Consider the following 5,485-nt stretch of genomic DNA (forward strand, 5'->3'; position numbering starts at 1 on the left):
GGGGGGGGGGGGGGGCGGGGGGGTTGCCGGCCGGCGGGCCGCCCTGTGGGGGGGGGGGCCGGCCCCCGCCACCGGGCGGTTCAGTCGTGCGGGACGATCGCGACCGGGGCAAGCGCGTGGTGCAGGACGGCGTGCGCCACGCTCCCCAGCCGGGACACGCCCGCCTGGTGTCCGGGGGTCCGCCGTCCCAGCACGACGAGTGAGGCTCCCCGGGAGGCGTCGACGAGCGCCCCGCCCGCGTGGCGGGAGGTGACTTCAGCCTCCACCCGCACCTGGGGGAACTTGTCCCGCCAACGGGCCAGCGCGTCCTGGAGGCGCACCAGCTCCGCCTCCGCCAGTGAGTCCTTGATCTCCCGCTGGTCCACCGGCGCCTTCGTCACGTACGGGCCTCCCGGCAACGAACGGCTCTCCAGCACCCGCAGGGTGGCGCCGCGGCGGGCCGCCTGCTCGAAGGCGAAGGCGAGCACCTCGGCACAAGGGCGGTCGCCCTGGACGCCCGCCACCACGTCACCAGCCCCGTCTGCCCGGCCCTCCGTGTCCGCCCGGACGAGCACGACCGGGCAGAGCGCGTCGGCGGCCACCCGGAGCCCGACCGAGCCGACCAGCAGACCGGTGAAGCCGCCGAGTCCGCGCGAGCCGAGGACGATCAGCCCGTCCCGCGCGCCGGCCGCCGCGAGCGCGTGGGCCGGGCTGCCCGGGATCCGCTCGCACGACAGCTCCAGGCCGGGCAGGACGGCCGCGATGCGGTCCCGGACCGCGAGCACCTCCGGCGGTAGGCCGTCCTCCGCCCCCTCCGGCCGTAGCGGCCTTCCGTCCTCGGCTCCCCCGACGTGGATGATCCGCAGCGCCCGGCCGCTCCGGTCGGCCTCGGCGGCAGCCCACGCGGCCGCCGCCGCGCTCTGCTCCGAGCCGTCGATCCCCACCACCACGGAGTGCGACATGTCGTGTCCCCTCTCGGCCCTACGGGGCGCGGCCGTTCCGCGTCCCCGCCGTCCGGGACAGCATCGCGTCGTGTCCCGGGGCCGTGGCAGGGGCCGAGCTGCCCTGCCGCCGAGCCGAAGGTCCCGGCGGCGCGGGGGCTCAGGCGTCGGGTACCACCGCCACCGGGCAGGCCGCGTGGTGCAGGACCACGTGGGCGACGGGGCCGAGCAGGCCGATCCGGACGGCGGGGCGACGGCCGACCACCAGCAGGGCCGCCTTGGCCGACGCCTCCACCAGCAGCAGTCCGGGAGCCGCGCACTCCGTCACCTCGACGACCTCGACGCCCGGATGCGCGGCCTTCCAGGGGGCGAGGGCGCGGGCGAGCAGCCCGGCCTCGCCGTCCCGTCTCCCGGCGGCCCGGTCGGCCACCGGGACGACGGTGGCGTGCACGGCCCGCAGCGGCAGGCCGTACCGTGCCGCAGTCGCGAACGCGAACTCCAACGCCGCCTCGGCGGGGCGTCGGGCGTCCACGCCCACCACCACCTGATCGCGCTGTTCCGGGCCCGCCGACTCGGCCGGGAGCACCACGGTCGGGCAGCCGGCCCGGGCCGCGAGGTACAGCGCCGTGGAGCCGACCCGCAGCCCAGCGAAGCCGCCGTCACCGCGGGCTCCGACCACCAGCAGTTCGGCGTCCTCGGCGGCGGCGCTGAGCGCCGACGTGGCGACGTCGTGGACCTCCTCGGTGTGGAGGAGCACTCCGGGGTGGCGCACGGCGAGGATGTGCTGCACCTCGTGCAGCAGGCCGCCCCCGTCGGACGGCTGCCCCGCCGTCCGGCCGGGCAGCAGGTGGGGCATCAGGGGCAGGGCGTGCAGGACGCGCAGTGGTCGGCCGCGCAGCAGCGCCTCGCGCGCGGCCCAGTCGGCGGCCGCCAGGCTCGCCTCGGAGGTGTCGACGCCGACGGTGACGGGCAGGTCCACAGTGGTTGTCTCCTCGATGACAGCCCCCCTGATCCTTGGTCAGGAACCCCAGGTCCAGTCTGCTACCTCGGGCAGGTCCGTGCCGTGTTCGCGGATCCAGTCGTGGTGTCGGGCGCGCTGGTCGGCCATCCGCTGCCGGACGGCGGCCGCCCGTACGGCGAGGCCGGGGGTACGGTCGATGACGTCCATGACCAGGCGGTAGCGGTCGAGGTCGTTGCGGACCACCACGTCGAACGGGGTGGTGGTCGTGCCGGACTCCCTGTAGCCGCGCACGTGCAGGTGCGGGTGGACGGCCCGGCGGTAGGCCAGGCGGTGGTTCAGCCAGGGGTAGCCGTGGTGGGCGAAGATCACGAGGGCGGTGTCCATGGCCTCGTCCATCGCCTGGTGCACCGTCATCGGGTCGTCGCCCGTGAGCCGGGCGAGGTGCCCCAGTGGCCCAGCAGGCGCGGCTTGACGTGCTCGGCGCGCAGCGGTTCACGCGGCAACGGGTTGGCCATCAGGTAGATCTGGCCGACCGCGCGGTAGTTGGCGTCCCGCCAGTGCGCGTCGATCGCCCGCAGCTCTTGCTCGGACGGTCCCGCCGGGGTCTGGCTGGGCGTGACGGACATGGTGACGGTCTCCTCCGGGGGCGGTTCCGTGGCCGCCGGCGGCCGCACGGCGGGCGGTGTCCACCGTCGTCCCGCTCGTGCCTGCGCCCCAGGGCCGAACGGGGCACGACACCTGCGCACCGGGAGGGACCCGGGGCCCACCGCGGATCGCCCGGAGACGGCCCCGGCAGTGAGGACTTCCGGCCCTGCGGCATGGGTACCGCCGGCCCCTGCCGCGGCCGCCCGAGTGGCCGGAGTCTGGTGGAACCTGCCCGAACGGCGCAGGGGCGCCGTCACGGCGCGGACCCTCGGACGGTTGGACGACACCATGATCGACAGCGGGCGCGCCTCGAAGGCCTACCTGGTCGGCGGCGGCATAGCCTCCCTGGCCGCCGCGGCCTTCCTGATCAGGGACGGCGAGTTCCCCGGCGAGAACATCCACGTCCTGGAACGGCTCCCGCTGGCCGGCGGCTCCCTGGACGGCTCGGGCTCGCCCGAGCGCGCGTACGTGACCCGTGGCGGCCGCATGCTGGAGGACGAGGCGTACACCTGCCTGTGGGACCTGCTGGGAACCGTCCCCACCCTGGACGACCCGGACGTCTCCGTCCGCCAGGAGATCATCGACTTCAACCGGGACTGGCCCACCGACGCCAAGGCCCGCCTGATCGACCGTGACCACCGCATCCTCGACGCCTCCCGCCTCGGCCTCGATGCCCACGACCGCCTCGAACTGACCCGACTCCTGGTCACCCCCGAGTCGGTGATCGGCGCCCGCCGGATCGACGAGTTCTTCTCCGAGCACTTCTTCGCCACGAACTTCTGGGCGATGTGGCGCACCACCTTCGCCTTCCAGAACTGGCACAGCGCGATCGAGCTCAAGCGCTACTTCCTGCGCTTCCTGCAGGAGTTCCCCCGCATCCACACCCTCGCCGGCGTGCGCCGCACCCGCCTCAACCAGTACGACTCGATCGTGCGCCCGCTCACCCGGTGGCTGGTGGAGTGCGGCGTTCGCTTCGAGCACGGCGTCACCGTCACCGACGTCGACTTCACCGAGCACGACGGCATCCGCCGCGCCAGGCGGCTCCACCTGGAGCGTGCCGGCTCCGGCCGGGAGACGATCGAACTGGCCGACCTGGACCTGGCGTTGATCACCCTCGGGTCGATGACCGCCGACGCCGCCTACGGCGGCGACGACACCGTGCCCGAGCTGATCCGGGACAAACGGGACGGCAACTGGGCGCTCTGGGAGACCCTCTCCCGCAAGGCGCCGGACTTCGGCCGGCCCGCCGTCTTCAACGGCAACATCGCCGAAGCCGCCTGGGAGTCCTTCACGCTGACCATGCGCAGCCCCGCCCTGCTCAAGCGGATCGAGGAGTTCAGCGGCAACGCCCCGGGCACCGGCGCGCTGATGACCTTCAAGGACTCGCCGTGGCTGATGTCGATCGTCGTCCCCCGTCCACCGCACTTCGCCGGCCAGCCCGAGGGCGTGTTCACCCTCTGGGGCTACGGCCTGTTCATGGACACCCCGGGCGAGTACACCGCCAAGGCCCTGTCCCGGTGCACCGGCCGGGAGATCCTCACCGAGCTCCTCGGGCAGCTCGGTTTCGACGACATCGCCGACGAGGTCCGCGCCACCACCACCGTCACCACGGTGATGATGCCCTACATCACCAGCCAGTTCGCCCGCCGCGAGGTCCGCGACCGCCCCCGGGTGATCCCCCACGGCGCACGAAACTTCGCCTTCCTCGGCCAGTACGTCGAGATCCCCGAGGACGTCGTCTTCACCGTCGAGTACTCGGTACGGGGCGCCATGCACGCCGTCCACCGCCTGCTCGGCCTCGACCTGCCGACGCCAGCCGTCCACCACGCCCTGACCGACCCCGCCGCCGCCCTCGCCGCCCTGCGCACCGCGCTCGGCTGAGCCGGGGTCCTCACCGGGCCAGGCGCTCGGGCGGGACCGGGACGTTCGACCCCGTCGACCTGTGTCGGACGGCCCTGGCCAGAGCGCCCGGGGCGCCCGACACTGATCGGCGACCCACTGCCGAACCACCACAGATCCGGAGAGGAAATAATGTCCTCGTACCTGCTTGCCGGCATCGACGGCTCGCCCGAGAGCGCCGCGGCCGCCCGCTGGGCAGCCGAGGAGGCCGTCCGCCGCGGCGTGCCGCTGCGCCTGGTCCACGCCCAGACCTGGCTGGACGACATCCACGCCGACCCGTCCCAGCCCGCCGACGTACGCGCGTTGACCACGCGCATGGTCTCCGACGCGAAGGAGGAGATCCGGGGGCGCCGGCGCGGCCTGGAGATCAGGGCCGAACTGATCGGTGGCGGCGACCCCGTCGAGGTCCTCGCCGAGGCCGCGACGAAGTCGGAGATGCTCGTCGTCGGATCGAGAGGGATCGGCGGGTTCGAGGGGCTCATGGTCGGTTCCTTCGGCCTCGCCCTCGCCGGCCGGTGCGACGTGCCCCTCGTCCTGGTCCGCGCCGGCGACTCCGAACGCCCCGCCGCGCCCGACGGAGCCGAGGTGGTCCTCGGCATCGACACCCGCGACCCCGCCGAGGACGTGATCGACTTCGCCTTCCGCGAGGCGGCACGCCGCGCAGCGGTGCTGCGCGCCGTCCACGGCTGGACTCCGCCCCCGGCCTGGGGTTACGCAGGTTGGGTCAGCCCGCGGATCGAGGCCGGACAGTTCGCCGCCATCGAGGCTGAACTACTGGGCAACGCCCTGGCCGGCTGGCGGGCGAAGTACCCCGACGTCGTCGTGGTCGAGGACTGCCGGATCGGCAGCGGAGCCTCCGCCGTGGTGGACGTCAGCTCCGACGCGTGCCTCGTCGTGGTGGGACGGCGCCGACGTCCCCACCACATCGGGATGCGACTCGGCCCGGTCACCCACTCCGTGATCCACCACGCGCACGCACCGGTGGCGATCGTCCCGCATGACTGAGCACCGGCTACGCCCCGAGGGCGGCGCAGCGGCGGAGACCGGTACACCGGTCTCC

The 5,485-nt window shown here is 74.1% G+C and carries 5 protein-coding genes and 1 pseudogene; 2 read left to right on the forward strand and 4 right to left on the reverse strand.

The window, feature by feature from the left end; translation table 11 throughout:
- Positions 1 to 80 precede the first annotated feature (80 nt).
- The 4 genes and pseudogenes from ACFVHB_RS39755 to ACFVHB_RS39770 form a co-directional block, all read right to left on the reverse strand.
- Complete coding sequence (locus tag ACFVHB_RS39755) at positions 81 to 941, reverse strand: universal stress protein (RefSeq protein ID WP_380332821.1); 861 nt, start codon at positions 939 to 941, stop codon at positions 81 to 83.
- Between the two features lie 139 nt (positions 942 to 1,080).
- The gene (locus ACFVHB_RS39760) at positions 1,081 to 1,899 is read right to left on the reverse strand and encodes a universal stress protein (protein ID WP_380332823.1); all 819 of its coding nucleotides are present in this window, start codon (positions 1,897 to 1,899) and stop codon (positions 1,081 to 1,083) included.
- 39 nt (positions 1,900 to 1,938) lie between these two features.
- Positions 1,939 to 2,250, reverse strand: a pseudogene (locus ACFVHB_RS39765) (phosphoketolase); the annotation flags it as partial.
- A 41-nt stretch (positions 2,251 to 2,291) separates the two neighbouring features.
- Complete coding sequence (locus ACFVHB_RS39770; protein WP_380332825.1) at positions 2,292 to 2,507, reverse strand: hypothetical protein; 216 nt, start codon at positions 2,505 to 2,507, stop codon at positions 2,292 to 2,294.
- Between the two features lie 295 nt (positions 2,508 to 2,802).
- Between ACFVHB_RS39770 and ACFVHB_RS39775 the strand changes: the two genes are divergently transcribed.
- Both ACFVHB_RS39775 and ACFVHB_RS39780 read left to right on the forward strand, forming a co-directional pair.
- Positions 2,803 to 4,407, forward strand: a complete 1,605-nt coding sequence (locus ACFVHB_RS39775) for an oleate hydratase (RefSeq protein WP_380332827.1) — start codon at positions 2,803 to 2,805, stop codon at positions 4,405 to 4,407.
- A 150-nt stretch (positions 4,408 to 4,557) separates the two neighbouring features.
- A complete protein-coding gene (locus tag ACFVHB_RS39780; RefSeq protein ID WP_380332829.1) occupies positions 4,558 to 5,430 on the forward strand; it encodes a universal stress protein in 873 nt (290 codons plus the stop codon).
- Positions 5,431 to 5,485 lie beyond the last annotated feature (55 nt).

Origin of the sequence: Kitasatospora sp. NPDC127111 (assembly GCF_042677465.1) — a bacterium.
GTDB lineage: Bacteria > Actinomycetota > Actinomycetes > Streptomycetales > Streptomycetaceae > Kitasatospora.

Bases quoted from the DNA above. Each gene is read 5' to 3' on its own strand.
- ACFVHB_RS39755 (WP_380332821.1), bottom strand. From the start codon at position 941: ATGTCGCACTCCGTGGTGGTGGGGATCGACGGCTCGGAGCAGAGCGCG.
- ACFVHB_RS39770 (WP_380332825.1), bottom strand. From the start codon at position 2,507: ATGTCCGTCACGCCCAGCCAGACCCCGGCGGGACCGTCCGAGCAAGAG.
- ACFVHB_RS39780 (WP_380332829.1), top strand. From the start codon at position 4,558: ATGTCCTCGTACCTGCTTGCCGGCATCGACGGCTCGCCCGAGAGCGCC.